At 47.1% G+C, this 15,429-nt stretch carries 14 protein-coding genes, 2 tRNA genes and 1 pseudogene; 11 read left to right on the forward strand and 6 right to left on the reverse strand.

What is annotated here, in order from left to right; translation table 11 throughout:
• Positions 1 to 87: 87 nt before the first annotated feature.
• Positions 88 to 1,206 (forward strand): S-(hydroxymethyl)glutathione dehydrogenase/class III alcohol dehydrogenase, encoded by a 1,119-nt coding sequence (locus CWI81_RS05880; protein WP_126784332.1) that lies wholly within the window; start codon positions 88 to 90, stop codon positions 1,204 to 1,206.
• Between the two features lie 11 nt (positions 1,207 to 1,217).
• Positions 1,218 to 2,051, forward strand: coding sequence for an S-formylglutathione hydrolase (gene fghA / locus CWI81_RS05885; protein WP_126784333.1), 834 nt, complete (start codon positions 1,218 to 1,220; stop codon positions 2,049 to 2,051).
• Here the strand turns inward: fghA and CWI81_RS05890 are convergent.
• The 4 genes from CWI81_RS05890 to CWI81_RS05905 all read right to left on the reverse strand — a co-directional run bounded on the left by CWI81_RS05890 (position 2,048) and on the right by CWI81_RS05905 (position 6,187).
• Positions 2,048 to 2,554, reverse strand: coding sequence for a DUF2919 family protein (locus CWI81_RS05890; protein WP_126784334.1), 507 nt, complete (start codon positions 2,552 to 2,554; stop codon positions 2,048 to 2,050). The genes fghA and CWI81_RS05890 overlap by 4 nt on opposite strands.
• The gene (locus CWI81_RS05895) at positions 2,499 to 2,693 is read right to left on the reverse strand and encodes a DUF2061 domain-containing protein (protein WP_126784335.1); all 195 of its coding nucleotides are present in this window, start codon (positions 2,691 to 2,693) and stop codon (positions 2,499 to 2,501) included. The genes CWI81_RS05890 and CWI81_RS05895 overlap by 56 nt, the downstream gene beginning before the upstream one ends.
• A 109-nt stretch (positions 2,694 to 2,802) precedes the next feature.
• Entirely contained in the window at positions 2,803 to 4,836 is a 2,034-nt protein-coding gene (gene uvrB / locus CWI81_RS05900) for an excinuclease ABC subunit UvrB (RefSeq protein WP_126784336.1), read from the reverse strand.
• On the reverse strand, positions 4,829 to 6,187 hold the full coding sequence (locus tag CWI81_RS05905; RefSeq protein WP_126784337.1) for an MATE family efflux transporter: 1,359 nt from the start codon (positions 6,185 to 6,187) through the stop codon (positions 4,829 to 4,831). The genes uvrB and CWI81_RS05905 overlap by 8 nt, the downstream gene beginning before the upstream one ends.
• 133 nt (positions 6,188 to 6,320) lie before the next feature.
• Here CWI81_RS05905 and CWI81_RS05910 point away from each other — a divergent pair, with 133 nt between their 5' ends.
• The 3 genes from CWI81_RS05910 (at position 6,321) to CWI81_RS05920 (ending at position 8,466) form a co-directional block, all read left to right on the forward strand.
• Positions 6,321 to 7,514, forward strand: coding sequence for a pyridoxal phosphate-dependent aminotransferase (locus tag CWI81_RS05910; protein WP_126784338.1), 1,194 nt, complete (start codon positions 6,321 to 6,323; stop codon positions 7,512 to 7,514).
• A gap of 768 nt (positions 7,515 to 8,282) precedes the next feature.
• A tRNA-Asn gene (locus tag CWI81_RS05915) sits at positions 8,283 to 8,359 on the forward strand.
• Between the two features lie 30 nt (positions 8,360 to 8,389).
• A tRNA-Asn gene (locus CWI81_RS05920) sits at positions 8,390 to 8,466 on the forward strand.
• Between the two features lie 131 nt (positions 8,467 to 8,597).
• Here CWI81_RS05920 and CWI81_RS05925 read toward each other — a convergent pair.
• A pseudogene (locus CWI81_RS05925) lies at positions 8,598 to 9,491 on the reverse strand (glycosyltransferase family protein); the annotation flags it as partial.
• 14 nt (positions 9,492 to 9,505) lie between these two features.
• A complete protein-coding gene (locus tag CWI81_RS12905; RefSeq protein ID WP_126784339.1) occupies positions 9,506 to 10,030 on the reverse strand; it encodes a phosphatase PAP2 family protein in 525 nt (174 codons plus the stop codon).
• A gap of 196 nt (positions 10,031 to 10,226) precedes the next feature.
• Between CWI81_RS12905 and rsxA the strand changes: the two genes are divergently transcribed.
• From rsxA to CWI81_RS05960, 6 genes are read left to right on the forward strand one after another with little or no spacing between them, the layout of a single operon-like run.
• Positions 10,227 to 10,808: an electron transport complex subunit RsxA gene (rsxA, locus tag CWI81_RS05935; protein ID WP_126784340.1), complete on the forward strand. Its 582-nt coding sequence runs from the start codon at positions 10,227 to 10,229 to the stop codon at positions 10,806 to 10,808.
• Positions 10,808 to 11,392 (forward strand): electron transport complex subunit RsxB, encoded by a 585-nt coding sequence (gene rsxB, locus CWI81_RS05940; RefSeq protein ID WP_126784341.1) that lies wholly within the window; start codon positions 10,808 to 10,810, stop codon positions 11,390 to 11,392. Before rsxA ends, rsxB begins: the two co-directional genes overlap by 1 nt.
• Positions 11,393 to 11,401: 9 nt before the next feature.
• On the forward strand, positions 11,402 to 13,039 hold the full coding sequence (gene rsxC / locus CWI81_RS05945) for an electron transport complex subunit RsxC (RefSeq protein WP_126784342.1): 1,638 nt from the start codon (positions 11,402 to 11,404) through the stop codon (positions 13,037 to 13,039).
• Positions 13,036 to 14,103, forward strand: a complete 1,068-nt coding sequence (gene rsxD, locus CWI81_RS05950; protein WP_126784343.1) for an electron transport complex subunit RsxD — start codon at positions 13,036 to 13,038, stop codon at positions 14,101 to 14,103. Before rsxC ends, rsxD begins: the two co-directional genes overlap by 4 nt.
• The gene (rsxG, locus tag CWI81_RS05955) at positions 14,096 to 14,740 is read left to right on the forward strand and encodes an electron transport complex subunit RsxG (protein ID WP_126784344.1); all 645 of its coding nucleotides are present in this window, start codon (positions 14,096 to 14,098) and stop codon (positions 14,738 to 14,740) included. The genes rsxD and rsxG overlap by 8 nt, the downstream gene beginning before the upstream one ends.
• The gene (locus CWI81_RS05960) at positions 14,733 to 15,425 is read left to right on the forward strand and encodes an electron transport complex subunit E (RefSeq protein ID WP_126784482.1); all 693 of its coding nucleotides are present in this window, start codon (positions 14,733 to 14,735) and stop codon (positions 15,423 to 15,425) included. Before rsxG ends, CWI81_RS05960 begins: the two co-directional genes overlap by 8 nt.
• Positions 15,426 to 15,429: the final 4 nt, after the last annotated feature.

Consider the following 15,429-nt stretch of genomic DNA (forward strand, 5'->3'; position numbering starts at 1 on the left):
ACCTAGATTACCTTTAAATCAGAAAAAGTTAAACTTTAGCTATAGTTATACGTACTACTAACCATTCATCAGCAAAAGGGAATCATCATGGAAACAATTAAGTCTCGCGCCATGGTCGCCTGGGGTCCGGGCGAGCCGCTAAAAGAAGAAACCATTGATGTCGCACCACCGAAGAAAGGCGAAGTTCGAGTGCGTATTGTAGCCACCGGTGTTTGCCATACCGATGCCTATACATTGTCGGGTAAAGACCCTGAAGGCATCTTTCCTTCGGTACTAGGCCACGAAGGTGGCGGTATTGTAGAAGCGGTTGGAGAAGGCGTCACTTCTGTTACAGTTGGTGATCACGTTATTCCCCTATATACCGCTGAGTGCGGAGAATGTAAGTTCTGTACTTCTGGTAAAACTAATTTATGTCAGGCAGTACGCGCGACCCAAGGCAAAGGCCTGATGCCTGACGGCACTAGTCGTTTTTCCAAGAACGGCGAGACCATTTATCACTACATGGGAACCTCGACTTTTTCCGAGTATACCGTATTGCCGGAAATCTCATTGGCCAAGATCCCTAAGCAAGCGCCGCTCGAAAAAGTCTGCTTGTTGGGCTGTGGTGTTACTACCGGAATGGGTGCGGTAAAAAATACTGCGGACGTTCAGGAAGGCGATACGGTCGCTGTCTTTGGTCTCGGCGGCATTGGCCTGGCTGTTATCATCGGCGCAGTACAAGCAAAAGCCTCACGCATTATTGCCATTGACGTGAACGACGACAAATTCGACATCGCCAAACAACTGGGCGCCACCGATTTTGTCAATCCCAGCAAGCACGATAAACCCATTCAGGAAGTCATTGTAGACATGACCGATGGTGGGGTGGACTTCTCCTTCGAGTGTATAGGTAATGTCGATGTAATGCGTGCTGCACTTGAGTGCTGCCATAAAGGCTGGGGCGAATCCGTGATTATCGGTGTTGCCGGTGCCGGCGAAGAAATCTCAACGCGCCCGTTCCAGCTTGTTACCGGCCGTGTCTGGCGTGGTAGCGCCTTTGGCGGAGTAAAAGGCCGTTCTGAATTGCCAGATTATGTTCAACAATACATGCACGGTAAGTTCGATTTAGACACGTTTATTACTCACACTATGCCGTTAGAAGACATTAACGAAGCATTCGATTTGATGCATGAAGGCAAATCAATTCGTTCCGTGATTCATTATTAATGGAGCTAACGATGGAAAAAGTCACTGAAGCCCGCTGCTTTGGCGGGCGTCAAATTCGCTTCGAGCACGACTCTGATAGCCTGAACTGTCGTATGCAGTTCAGTGTTTTCCTACCGATACGAGCAGAGAAAACCAAAGTACCTGCTCTTTATTTTTTATCCGGACTTACCTGCACCGACGAAAACTTTTCCAGTAAGTCCGGCGCTCAGCGAGTTGCTAATGAGCTCGGTTTAGCGCTCATTATACCCGACACCAGCCCACGCGGTGACCAGGTACCGGATGATGCAGAGCAGGCTTATGATTTTGGTAAAGGAGCTGGATTTTATCTTAACGCGACCGAAACACCCTGGGCTAAGCATTATCAGATGTATAACTACATCGTCTCTGAGTTACCTGCATTAGTGGAACAACAACTGCCACTGACCGACAAGCGGGCGATTGCCGGACATTCAATGGGCGGACATGGCGCATTAGTTATCGGATTACGTAACAGCGACCGTTACACTAGTATTTCAGCCTTTTCGCCGGTAACTAACCCGACAAGTTGCCCTTGGGGAGAAAAAGCATTTTCGAACTACTTAGGCAATGATCGCGAACAATGGAAGCCGTACGATGCAGTTGAACTCATTAATAAAAATGGTCAGACGTTACCAATACGAGTTGATCAAGGTCTTGACGATGGCTTTCTCGAAGAACAGCTGAAACCCGAGCGGTTAAAACAAGCTATTGCTGAGGCTAATGGTGATGGGTCAGTGCATTTACACGAAGGCTATGACCATAGTTATTACTTTATTGCATCGTTTATTGAAGCACAGCTGCGGTTTCATGCTAAACATTTGCTTTAATGACTAGACTGAGCCTCACGGCTGGCAATATGGCGTCGGTAAAAACGCCACTGCCGTGACTTTAGCAAATACCAGAGCGTTACTAACCAACCCATGATAATAGCAGCACGGACGAACGAAAAATGTCCGTGCTGCTCCACAAACAGCCAACCAATTAAAACCCCGTCGAACGCTAACGACAGCAACAATAACGGCTGAGCCAAGCCCATCAGTCGGTTCGCCCAATTGCGGTCATCTTCAGCGGCGAAGGTCGTTGCGAGTAGCACCAGGAATGAGGGTAAACCGACCAACAGCATGAGACCGAACTGCTCCGTCGAATTATAAAAAAGATTAAGTAGGCGAGTTCGATCTTCAGAAAAGGTTAATGAAATGATACCGGCCACGTAGCCACGCATTTGGTATAAGAAAATAACGAGTAAAGAGAGCGGGATTTTAGCCCGCCCTTCTTTATCCAGATAACGCACCTTCTCGACGAATGTTGTTGCGCTGCCAGAGCTTTTCATGAAAATAGTAACCTATTGTGTTTGCTAACGGCTCAATCAATGCGATGGCACCGCCAAGCAGCACATCACCCGTCATAATCCAGACAATACCAAAAGCAATGGTAAAGTGCATCAGCGCAAATGAAGCGGTCTTTTTCATAATAATCCCCTAGTCCTTGTTATCAGGACTCGTCTATGAGGATAATTATTATCGATTAAACCTTTCTAATCTAATTGTAAAAACCGATGGCCGTGTTCGGCTTACCGGCTTAAACAGCTCGCTTCAACTGTTCTCGTAATTTACCAATTTCATCACGCAACTGCCCAGCTTGCTCAAATTCAAGGTTCTGAGCAGCTTCGTACATTGCTTTCTCTTTACTCTCTATTTCCTTCATTAGCGCTTTGGCATCTTTAACCACGGTAACTCGCGGATCGTAACCGGCAGCGACTTCGGCGAGAGCTTCCGAGGATTTTGACTTGCGTTGCTTGCCGGGTCCCTGCCCCAGATCCATCACGTCAGTAATCGACTTGTTCAATCCTTTTGGTGTAATTCCGTGTTCTTTATTGTAGGCAATCTGCTTTTCCCGGCGACGCTCCGTTTCATCAATAGCCCGTTGCATCGAGCCGGTAATTCGATCGCCGTAAAGAATCGCTTTGCCGTTAACGTTACGCGCTGCCCGACCGATGGTCTGAATAAGAGAACGGTCTGAGCGCAGGAACCCTTCTTTATCAGCATCCAAAATGGCCACCAAAGAGACTTCCGGCATATCCAGTCCTTCGCGAAGCAAATTAATTCCAACGATGACATCGAACTCACCTAGGCGTAAGTCTCGTATAATTTCCATGCGCTCCACGGTATCAATATCCGAGTGTAAATAGCGCACCTTAATTCCATGTTCATCCAGGTAGTCACTCAGATCCTCAGCCATACGCTTAGTTAGCGTAGTTGCAAGTACCCGTTCTCCCTGTTCCACCCGTAACCGAACTTCCGACATTAGGTCGTCTACTTGCGTAGCAACAGGCCGCACTTCAATAGTGGGATCGACTAACCCTGTTGGCCTTACTACTTGCTCGATAACTTCACCACTGCAGCGCTCTAACTCGTATTTTCCCGGAGTTGCAGAAACATACAGTGTCTGCGGAGAAATTGCTTCGAACTCGTCAAATTTTAACGGCCGGTTATCCAGTGCTGACGGTAGTCTAAACCCATACTCCACCAGGTTTTCTTTGCGTGACCTGTCGCCCTTATACATAGCTCCAACCTGCGAAACAGTAACGTGCGACTCATCGATAATCAGTAAAGCGTCATCGGGCAGATAATCCATCAAGGTCGGTGGTGGCTCGCCGGTAGCACGACGCGACAGGTAGCGTGAGTAGTTCTCTATCCCTGAGCAATAGCCAAGTTCCAGCATCATTTCAATATCAAACTGAGTACGCTGCGCGATGCGTTGCTCTTCTATCAGTTTATTCTGTTTCAGTAGAATTTCGCGACGATCTTTTAGTTCTTCTTTAATATGTTCGATCGCCTCGACCAATACTTCGCGCGGCGTTACATAGTGTGTTTTGGGGTAAATAGTCGTACGAGCCACATCAGCGTCAGTCACTTTACCGGTTAACGGTTCAAAATAGCTAATTCTATCGATCTCGTTATCAAACAGTTCAACCCGTACCGCCATCTCTTCTGATTCCGCCGGGAAAATATCGATAACTTCACCACGAACCCGATAAGTGGCCCGTTCAAATGCAGCATCGTTACGTTTGTATTGCAACTGGGCCAGGCGTCGCAAAATATCACGTTGATCGATAATATCGCCGCGACGCAGATGTAACATCATTTTCATGTATGATTCAGGATCACCAAGACCATAGATGGCAGACACTGATGCGACCAACACGACATCACGCCGTTCCATTAGAGCCTTGGTTGCTGACAACCGCATTTGCTCAATATGGTCGTTAATTGATGCGTCTTTCTCAATAAAGGTATCGGTAGTTGGCACATAAGCTTCGGGCTGATAGTAGTCGTAATAAGACACAAAATACTCAACCGAGTTATTCGGGAAGTACTCTTTCATTTCACCATACAACTGTGCAGCTAATGTTTTGTTGTGCGCCAGAATCAATGTCGGCCGTTGTGACTTGGAAATAACGTTGGCCATAGTAAAAGTTTTGCCAGACCCCGTAACTCCAAGCAACGTTTGGTGGGCCAACCCGGCATCGAGATTATCCAGTAACTGCTGGATAGCCTTAGGCTGATCACCGGCAGGCTGGTATTTGGAAACTAGTTCAAAAGATTTACTCACCAAACCTCCTCAATTCGCGCGAAAACCAGAAGTACGCGAGGGTTGCTGTAATTAAATTAGCCACTACACCACCAATAAATAGACCGGTAATATCGGCGAGTAAGCTACCCAAGTAGGATAAAGGTACGAAAAACACAAATAAGCGGATGACGCTTAACCATAAAGCGTTCATCGGCCTATGAATCGCATTAAAACTTGAGTTGGTCAGAATAATCCAGCCTTGCAAGCCATAGCCGAGAGGCATGATATAGATAAATAGTTGGACAATTTCGGCAACTTCCTGCTCTTCTGCGAACGCCGCTGCAATCCAGTGTGCGGTCAGGGCCATCAGCACATAAATAACTGCCTGGATAATCATTACAGCTTTTAACGCGGTCGCGTAGGCATAGCGCACTCGCTTGATTTTATCGGCACCGAAATTTTGACTGATTAACGGTGGCAGCGACATAGATAACGCCAAAATCACGATACTTGCCAACGACTCGAGTCGTGTTCCTACACCAAATGCTGCTACCGCGGGCGCACCGTAAGCCGCTATAATGGCAGTCATTACCGCCATCGCCAAAGGCGTAAGAATATTAGCTCCCGCCGCGGGTAAACCTATTTTCAATATTTCCCGTGCTGATTTTATCCAGGCGGTGATAAATAGCAGCTCGTTGGCCGGTTTCATCGATACTAGCTTTTTGCGATTCAGTAGCCAGAAAATAAGTATTAAGCCGCTGGCCCACGAGATGACACTGGCCAATGCAGCTCCCTGTACCCCCATTGCCGGTATCGGGCCCAAGCCAAAAATAAAGATTGGATCGAAAATGGCATTCGCCAGACCGCCTGAGGCCATGATAACGGAAGGTGTTCTGGTGTCCCCGGAAGCACGCAAAACTGCATTTCCCACCATCGGTGTTACCAACATCACACAACCGGCGTACCACAGTGTCATGTACTCTCTAATCAGTGGCATTAAGCGCTCATGCGCTTGCAATAACGAAAAAATCGGCTCCATCAATAAGTAACCAACCAGCGCTAATACCAGTACCAATATAGCTGATACTGATAGTGCACCAAAGGCGTCAAAGTGCGCTTCCTGAGGTCGAACACTGCCATACTTTCTGGCAATCACCGCAGAGGTACCAATGCCGAGGCCAATGGTCAGACTAACTACCGTAAAGGTGACGGGAAAGGTAAAACTAACCGCGGCCAGAGGATCGGTGCCGAGCAAACTGATAAAGAAAGTATCAACCACATTAAAGCTAATTAAGGTGGCTACGCCAAAGATTACTGGCCATGTCATTTCCCACAGGGTTTTGCCAACCGGCGCATGAATAAGACTTCGTGAAGCGTCGGCTGTAGACATGAATACCTCCTCTGGAAATAGGCCGTGTAGTGTACCTTAAATGGGCTTGCTTTGGCTATGTTGATAGACTTTCCCTGGCAGCCTACGTATCATACTGCGTTATAACAAACTCATTTTGATGAAAGGATATGCCGTGGAATATCAACTGTCCGATCGCGTCAACTCGATTCAGCCATCACCGACGTTAGCGGTCACTCAAAAAGCCAATGAATTAAAACAACAAGGTCACGATGTAATTGGTCTGGGAGTCGGTGAACCCGACTTTGATACTCCCGAATTCATCAAACAGGCTGCAATTCAAGCGATTCACGATGGCAAAACAAAATATACAGCAGTTGATGGTATTGCCGAGTTAAAACAAGCTGTTATTGACAAGTTTAAACGTGATAACAAACTTGATTATCAGGCCGATGAAATCATCGTCTCGGCTGGCGGTAAACACAGTATCTTTAATTTGCTTAGTGCCTGGCTCAACCCAGGTGACGAGGTAATTATTCCTGCACCCTACTGGGTTTCATATCCTGACATGACGAAATTGGTCGGTGCTAAACCTGTAATTGTTCAAGCTGGTATCGAACAGCGTTTTAAAATTACTCCGCAACAATTGCGCGCTGCGATAACCGATAAAACCCGCTTAATGTTCATTAACAGTCCGTCTAATCCAAGCGGCACCGCTTATTCGGCAGATGAGTTACGCGCATTAGCCGAAGTTCTGCGTGATTATCCTAATGTACTCATCGCGACCGACGATATGTACGAAAAGATTCTCTGGTCACAAGAGCCCTTCGCCAACCTGCCGATGGTGGCCCCTGACTTGAAGGAGCGCACCGTTATATTATCTGGGGTTTCAAAAGCATACGCGATGACAGGCTGGCGTATTGGTTATGCCGCAGGGCCGAAAAAAATAGTCGCGGCAATGAAAAAGATTCAATCGCAAAGCACGTCGAACCCCGCAAGCATCAGTCAACATGCAGCCGTAGCCGCTCTTTCTGGCGATCAATCCTGTATCGACACCATGGTGAATGAATTTAGACATCGACACGACTATTTAATCGACGCCCTAAATAAAATTGACGGTATCAACTGCGTTGCTGGCGACGGAACGTTCTATGTGTTCGCCCATATTGAGGAACTCATGCAAAAAGTAGGCGCTGCAACTGATGTCGAACTATGTGAAAAATTGCTAACAGATGCCAAAGTTGCATTGGTGCCAGGATCAGCCTTCGGAACTGATGGTTATTGTCGCCTATCCTTCGCTACCAGCCTGGATGTGCTGCGCGAAGCAGTAAAGAGAATTGCTGAATTTTCTGCCTCCAGCGTCAAATAGCTCTGCTAAACATCCTAAAATAAGGTATTTGAGTGATTTTTCTTATAGAGTCCTCAAATACCTATTTTTGATTAAACGTTACAGTAACAACTGCCGTAGATACCTGTTAATTTTTAAAAGACAATTTTATTACAACTTAACAAAAATTAACGGCTTTTCAACTTCCTATTCCGAATTAGCGGCTACTCTTTTTCTTAAAGAAAATCAAGCAATATGAATTAACAAACAGGCCTATATTTTGCACAAAGCAGCCAAGAAATACACAACCTGTTGAATCTTCAAACAACGCATTTGCTATTCTAATTTAGTCAATAGCTAAATTCCCCGGAATTTACTAACCTATTGTTTTTATTATATTTATTTTTTATAAGTTAAATTCTGACCAACCGACAATTGTGGCTGGAACACGCATCAAATAAGCTATTACACAGACTTAAACACAGGGTTATCCACAGAATCCGTGGATAAGATCCTGTAGGCTTTAGCTGATAACGGATACAGCGATCTGTGGATAATCGAGATTGGAAAGCAACTATTACAAAAGGCATAACCGGAAACATGAACAAAAGTTGACATGTGCGGAGAGTCGAGTTAGCAGGCCATTCGTGCTAAACGCTTTAAAAAGCCATAAAAGTCTTATTTAAGGCACAACTCTACTTAACCAACGTAGAATAATTCACCAATCAAACCTAATTTGCCCAAAAAACCAATACTAATAGTTGACACCCCTGCGCAACCTCTTTAATATTCGTCGCCGTTGAGAGTTGTTCCCCAGTAGCTCAGTTGGTTAGAGCGGTGGACTGTTAATCCATGTGTCGTTGGTTCGAATCCAACCTGGGGAGCCAATCAACTTTCAATAACTCCCAAATTACGATTCCCCAGTAGCTCAGTTGGTTAGAGCGGTGGACTGTTAATCCATGTGTCGTTGGTTCGAATCCAACCTGGGGAGCCACTCCAAAGCTCGTCGATTAATTCTTGTTTAGCTTGGGTCGCCCCTGCTGACAGCCAGTTGCCTAAAGAAGCCGCAACGTTGCCCCATTCAGTCTTAGCCGGGCAAGGCTTTCCATTTATTTCAGCAAGCCAGACTAATAGGCTTTCTTCATTTAACTCGCTAAATACTGTCGCTAGTCCTTTCTGCTGCAACAGCTTTGCATTCCAATATTGCTCAAATTGTCCGTTAACGGGTTTAACGGCTAAATGTTTAGCTCTATTTAAAGCTTCGCAGGTAGTTTCGAAACCCGCGTTGGCGATTACGGCTGTCGACACCGAAAGTTGCTCAGCAAAAGTTTTTCGTGAAGCCGGAAAGCCAATGACATGGTCGCTGGCAAAATACTTTACCTGTTTTATATCCGGATGAAAGACGGAAAACGTATAATCTTCAACAGCTAATAGCGAATCGACGACATGGTAAAGTTCTTCAAAGGGTAAATAGACCAGTACCTGTCTAACATTAGGCGTATCGTCTTCTGATTTTCTGACAACGGGTGGCAAGCAGTCACCCAGTGGACTCCAATGCATACCAAGCCACTCGTTAGCAGGGGCAAAATGGTCAATAATAGTTCGCTGAAAAAGATTTAAATGCTGATACAACGGTTTTTCTTTAAACGCATATTGTCGCCCTATTCCGATGCATCGTTTACCGGCACGCTTAGCCGCCCAAGCCGTTATTGGTTCAAAATCAGAGACCACCAGATCATATGAGCTAACATCTAATCTGCGCACATCACTAACAAACTCGGAAAAAGAGTTACTCAATAAGGTTTTAAGGTGGCTAACCTGGCCCTGCCGCGTAACAAAACTTAGCCCCCTGCGGCATACAAAATCACCGAATACGTCAACATTGAATAAACTTTCTGGACGACGCCCAGAAATCAAGTAATCAACTTGTACCGCATGCTTTTTTAACTCAGTTGCAATTCGGTGACATCGACTTAAATGACCGTTCCCGGTTCCCTGTATTCCAAATAATATTTTCATAGCACGTCCTTTCGCTAAACAAGAGTTAATGTCCACTCCGAAAGCAGAAGACCCAGACCCATTCCGGCCATAATGTCTGTTGGATAATGAACTCCCACCACAATTCGGGAAACACCAATCATTGCCGCCCAGAGAAATAATGGAGTCGCCAATGTAGGGAAGTACGAAGAAGTCACTGTTGCGAAAACAAAAGCTGCACACGTATGGCCGGAAGGGAAACTAAATTTATCATGTGCAATGAGTAAAGGGATTGGCGCGCAATTGGCTGGCCTGTCGCGGCGAAAACTATTCTTAAGCAACCAGTATGTTGGTCGTTCGACAGCAAAAGTTACCGCTAACGCTGTCATATAATCCCAATAACTGCCACTCGCCCACGCTAAGCAGTACGCGACGGCTAAGTAACAATATCCGTCCCCGGAGGCCGATACCCACCGCGCAGTCGTCGCGAATAGATAACGCGATCTAAGCGAAGAACATAGCGTGTAGCAATAACGATCAATATTATTAACACCACGCTGCAGAAGCGTTAAAGATAGCATCTGTCGCTAATTCCTCTTGAGCTCGTTTTGTCACCCAGATGCTACTATGTCGGCAATATATTGCATTGCGACGACATTTCGTTGACAGAACCATGACAAAATACAGGAAAAGCCAATTCCCTTAGCTTCTGTCTGTTGTTTATCAGCGCCAAAACACCGATAATAGCCCCTGTTTTTTTAGCCTACGGAAACAGCCATGACCGACTACTTGCTGCTACTGATAGGAACCGTGCTGGTCAACAACTTTGTACTGGTTAAGTTTCTTGGTTTATGCCCTTTTATGGGTGTGTCGAATAAGCTCGATACTGCGATTGGAATGTCAGCAGCGACTACTTTCGTCTTAACCCTGGCGTCGGTATGTAGCTATTTAGTCAATGCCTATTTGCTGGAGCCTCTGGATCTGATGGCGCTACAGACGCTTAGCTTTATTTTAGTGATCGCGGTAGTGGTTCAGTTTACTGAGATGGTGGTTCATAAAACTAGTCCTACGCTTTACCGACTATTAGGGATTTTCTTGCCTCTAATAACCACCAATTGCGCAGTATTAGGTGTGGCACTGTTAAATATCAATGAACAGCATAATTTCGTTCAGTCTATTGTTTATGGTTTTGGCGCCGCCGTAGGCTTCTCGTTGGTATTAATTTTATTTTCTGCCATGCGTGAACGGCTAGCTGCTGCCGATGTGCCTCAGGTTTTCAAGGGCTCCGCCATAGCAATGGTAACTGCCGGACTAATGTCGTTAGCGTTTATGGGCTTTAGCGGTTTGGTGACGAACTAATGAGTATTGTCGCAGGTTTAATAGCGATTGGTGCCCTGGCACTGATATTTGGAATTATTTTAGGCTTTGCTGCAGTAAAGTTTAAAGTAGAAAGCGACCCTATTGTCGAGCAAATTGACAACATTTTACCCCAGACCCAATGCGGTCAGTGTGGTTATCCAGGTTGCAAGCCATACGCGGAAGCCATTGCTAATGGTGACGACATTAACAAGTGCCCTCCTGGTGGCGAAGCAACCATTAAGCAACTCGCCGATCTTATGGGTGTCGAGGCCAAGCCATTAGATTCGGCACACGGCAAAGAAGACGTCAAAAAGGTTGCAGTGATTCGCGAAGACGAATGCATTGGCTGCACTAAGTGTATTCAGGCCTGTCCTGTTGACGCCATTTTAGGTGCTGCCAAGCAAATGCATACGATCATTGAGCACGAATGCACCGGTTGTGACCTATGCGTCGAACCATGCCCCGTAGATTGTATCGATATGGTACCTGTGAAGGCACAACCTGAGACCTGGCAGTGGGACTTAGACGAGGTCAAAAAGAATTTGTCATCGGCGGATAATATCCCAGTCAAACTGGTGGAGTAAGAGAGCGCTATGCGAGATATTAAGTCGTTTGTCGACGCTGGTGTAATAGGTCAGTTTCCCGGAGGCATTCATCCGCCTGAACGTAAACAGCCGGCTAATGCAATACCGCTAAGACGGTTACCGCTACCCGCTGAATTAGTATTACCGCTGCGCCAACATATTGGACCTTCCGGTGAATGCCTGGTTAAAGTTGGCGATCAGGTATTAAAGGGTCAACAGCTGACTGAAGCTCATTTGAGTCAAGGGCTGCCGCTACATGCACCCACTTCGGGAGTGATTACCGCAATCGAAGAGAGACCGACCGCTCACGCGTCCGGGCTTCCCGAAATGGCTGTGGTATTAACACCCGATGGCGAGGAACGATGGTCAACATCGCAACCGTTACCGGACTACCGGCAACAAGACAAAGCCTCATTAATTGAACGTATACAGTCGGCCGGGATCGCCGGCCTCGGTGGTGCTGGTTTCCCGACTGCGCAAAAACTGGCACCGCAAAAGCCTATCCAATACCTGATTATTAACGGTGTTGAATGTGAGCCGTATATCTGCGCTGACGACCGATTAATGCGCGAAAAAGCCGATGAGATTGTCGCTGGCATGGAAATTCTGCAATTCATCAGTTCCGCCGAGCACATATTGCTGGCAATTGAAGACAATAAACCGGAAGCCATCGCAGCCATGCAAGAGGCTATCGATGGCAAGCAACACATCAGCTTACGCATAATCCCTACTAAATATCCGTCAGGCGGCGAAAAACAGCTGATTGAGCTGCTAACCGGCCAACAAGTCCCTCACCATCAGCTGCCTCTGGATATTGGCTTATTAATGCAAAATACCGGTACCGCCTACGCGGTTAAGCGAGCCATTATTGACGGTGAGCCATTACTCGAACGAGTGGTGACATTAACCGGCGAACAAATGACCCAACCTGGTAACGTGTGGGCTTTATTAGGCACACCAATTGAACACCTGTTAGAACAAGGCGGATTTAAAGCCACTAAGTCTCCGCGCGTGATTATGGGTGGGCCAATGATGGGGTTCACTCTACCCATCACCCAGGTACCAGTGATTAAAACAACCAACTGCATTTTAACCCCAACCTCGCAAGAGCTGCCTGCAGCGGGACCAGAGATGGCATGCATTCGATGCGGCGCCTGTGCCGATGTTTGTCCTGCTAGCCTTCAGCCTCAGCAACTGCAATGGTTGGCAAAAGCCAGGGATTACGATGCGCTGGAGCAGCAGAATTTGTTCGACTGTATTGAGTGCGGCGCCTGTGCTTATGTTTGTCCCAGTGAGATCCCACTGGTCCACTACTATCGCAAAGCCAAAGCAGAGATCCGTAATATCGCGCGTGAAAAAGCTAAGGCCGAACTGGCGCGGCAACGTTTTGAAAAACGCCAACAACGGTTAGAGCGCGAAAAACAAGAGCGCCTGGAACGCCACCGTAAGGCCGCCGAGGCGCGCAAAAAGATGCAGCAAGAAAAACAACAAGCAACCAACGAAAACGAATCTCAGCCAGCGGAAGCTAACAAAAAACCGGCTCAGGATAAATCGAGTGCGGTGGCTGCCGCGATTGCCCGCGCCAAAGCTAAAAAAGCCGCACAACAAGCGGCTGAGGACCACGACCCTAAGGATACTTCATCATGAGTTTTCGTATTGCCGCCGCACCCCATGGCCATAGTCAGCGCCGCACGAGCGATATGATGCGTTGGGTTTGCTATGCATTAATTCCCGGCGTATTAGTACAAAGCTACTTTTTTGGTGCCGGGGTATGGATGCAAATTATGCTAGCCATCATTACTGCCTACGTCACTGAAAGCCTTTGTCTGGTTGCACGCAACCGCGATGCGCGATCCGGTCTGCGCGATAACACCGCCCTGGTAACCGCAGTATTATTGGCTATCTCGATACCCACTCTGGCTCCTTGGTGGATTATTGTATTGGGTACCGCGTTTGCTATTGTGGTGGTTAAGCATATCTACGGTGGGATGGGCCAAAATTTATTTAACCCGGCGATGGCCGGCTATGTTTTATTGTTAGTCTCGTTTCCGGTGCAAATGACCAACTGGCTACCACCAACTACCATCAGTCAATACGATTTAACTTTGTGGCAAACCTTACACACAATTTTATTTGAATACACCCCAGCCGGTTATAGCGTAGAACAACTGCGTACCACCATTGATGGGATAACTATGGCAACCCCGCTGGACACGGTCAAGACAGCGCTGGATCAAAGCTACACGTTGAGCGAAATCTATCAGCGCCCGCAGTTTTCAGTACTGGCAGGCGTCGGCTGGCAATGGGTTAATCTTGCCTTCCTGCTGGGCGGTTTTATTTTGTTGCAACAGCGGATTATCAGCTGGCACATTCCAGGTGGACTGCTAGCTGGCTTATTAGTGCCCGCATTACTGGCTCACCTATTTGCGCCGTCAATAATGCCCGGGCCTATTTTCCACGCCCTAAGTGGTGCCACTATGCTGGGTGCTTTCTTTATAGCAACAGATCCGGTGTCGGCTGCAACTTCTAACAAAGGCCGCTTTATCTTTGGTTTGATGATTGGCTTGCTGGTTTGGGTCATTCGTAGTTGGGGCGGATACCCCGATGCTGTTGCATTTGCCGTATTGCTTGCAAACTTGAGTGTGCCGTTGATTGACCAATACACCCGCCCCAAAGTTTATGGCCACCAGTCCGGAGGGCAAAATGGCTAAGAAGAGTATGCAAAGGAACGGTTTGCTGCTTGCCCTATTCGCCGTAGTAGCAACATTTTTAGTATTAGCCGTTGAGGCACTTACTGCTGATCGTATCGCCGAGCAAAAGCGTGCACAAACACTACGCAGCTTGAACGAATTGGTGCCGCCAGCATTGCACGACAATGACCTTTATCAGTCCTGTCGGCAACTGCAACACGAAGCATTAGGGGTAACCGAACCAACAGCTCTTTATCGTGCCGAGTTAAATGGTAATCCGACAGCGTTAGCCGCTGAAATAGTCGCTCCCAATGGCTATTCAGGGAGTATCCGCTTACTGCTGACGGTGCGCCCCGGTGGCGAAATACTCGGAGTACGCACGCTGGCTCATCAGGAGACACCTGGCCTGGGGGATAAAATAGAACGGCAAAAGAGCGATTGGATTTTATCGTTTAATGGTAAGCAGGTACGTAATGAGGATGATGACCGTTGGGCTGTACAACGGGATGGCGGTATGTTCGATCAGTTCACTGGCGCAACTATAACGCCGCGCGCCGTTGTACAAGCGGTAAAAAGCGCCACCCTATATTTAAAGAATAACAGCAGTAGTTTGTTTAACGCAGACTTACCCCGCTGCCTGGAGAGTAATGATGAATGAATATAAGCAACTGACCCGGCAAGGTCTCTGGGAAAACAATCCAGCGCTGGTGCAACTGTTAGGTTTGTGTCCATTACTGGCTGTCACCGCATCAGTTACCAATGCGCTTGGGTTAGGACTGGCCACACTATTTGTTTTAATTGGCTCTAACATTACCGTATCTTTGGTTCGTCAGTGGGTGCCGCAGGAAATCCGTATTCCCGTGTTTGTCATGGTAATTGCCACTTTCGTTACCATTATTCAGCTACTGATGAACGCCTACGTGTTTGAGCTTTACCAGTCACTCGGTATTTTTATACCGCTAATCGTCACTAACTGCGCAATCATTGGCCGCGCAGAAGCCTACGCCTCAAAGAACTCTGTTCAAAAAGCAGCCTTTGACGGTTTAGCAATGGGCGTTGGTTTCGCCCTGGTATTAGCTGTGCTAGGAGCAATGCGGGAAATTATCGGTAACGGTACGTTGTTTGATGGCGCCGAATTATTATTGGGTGACTGGGCCGCACAATTAAGGCTTGAATTGTTTCAGGTAGACTACCCGCTACTATTGGCTATTTTGCCGCCCGGAGCATTCATTGGCATGGGTTTTATCATTGCCTTAAAAAATCTCATCGATGCAAAGCTCGAGGCAAAGGCGGAAAAAGCAGAGAAATCCGTCACCAGAGCACGAGTAACAGCCGAATCCTAATAGG

Origin of the sequence: Idiomarina seosinensis (assembly GCF_003987275.1) — a bacterium.
Classification (GTDB): Bacteria; Pseudomonadota; Gammaproteobacteria; order Enterobacterales; family Alteromonadaceae; genus Idiomarina; species Idiomarina seosinensis.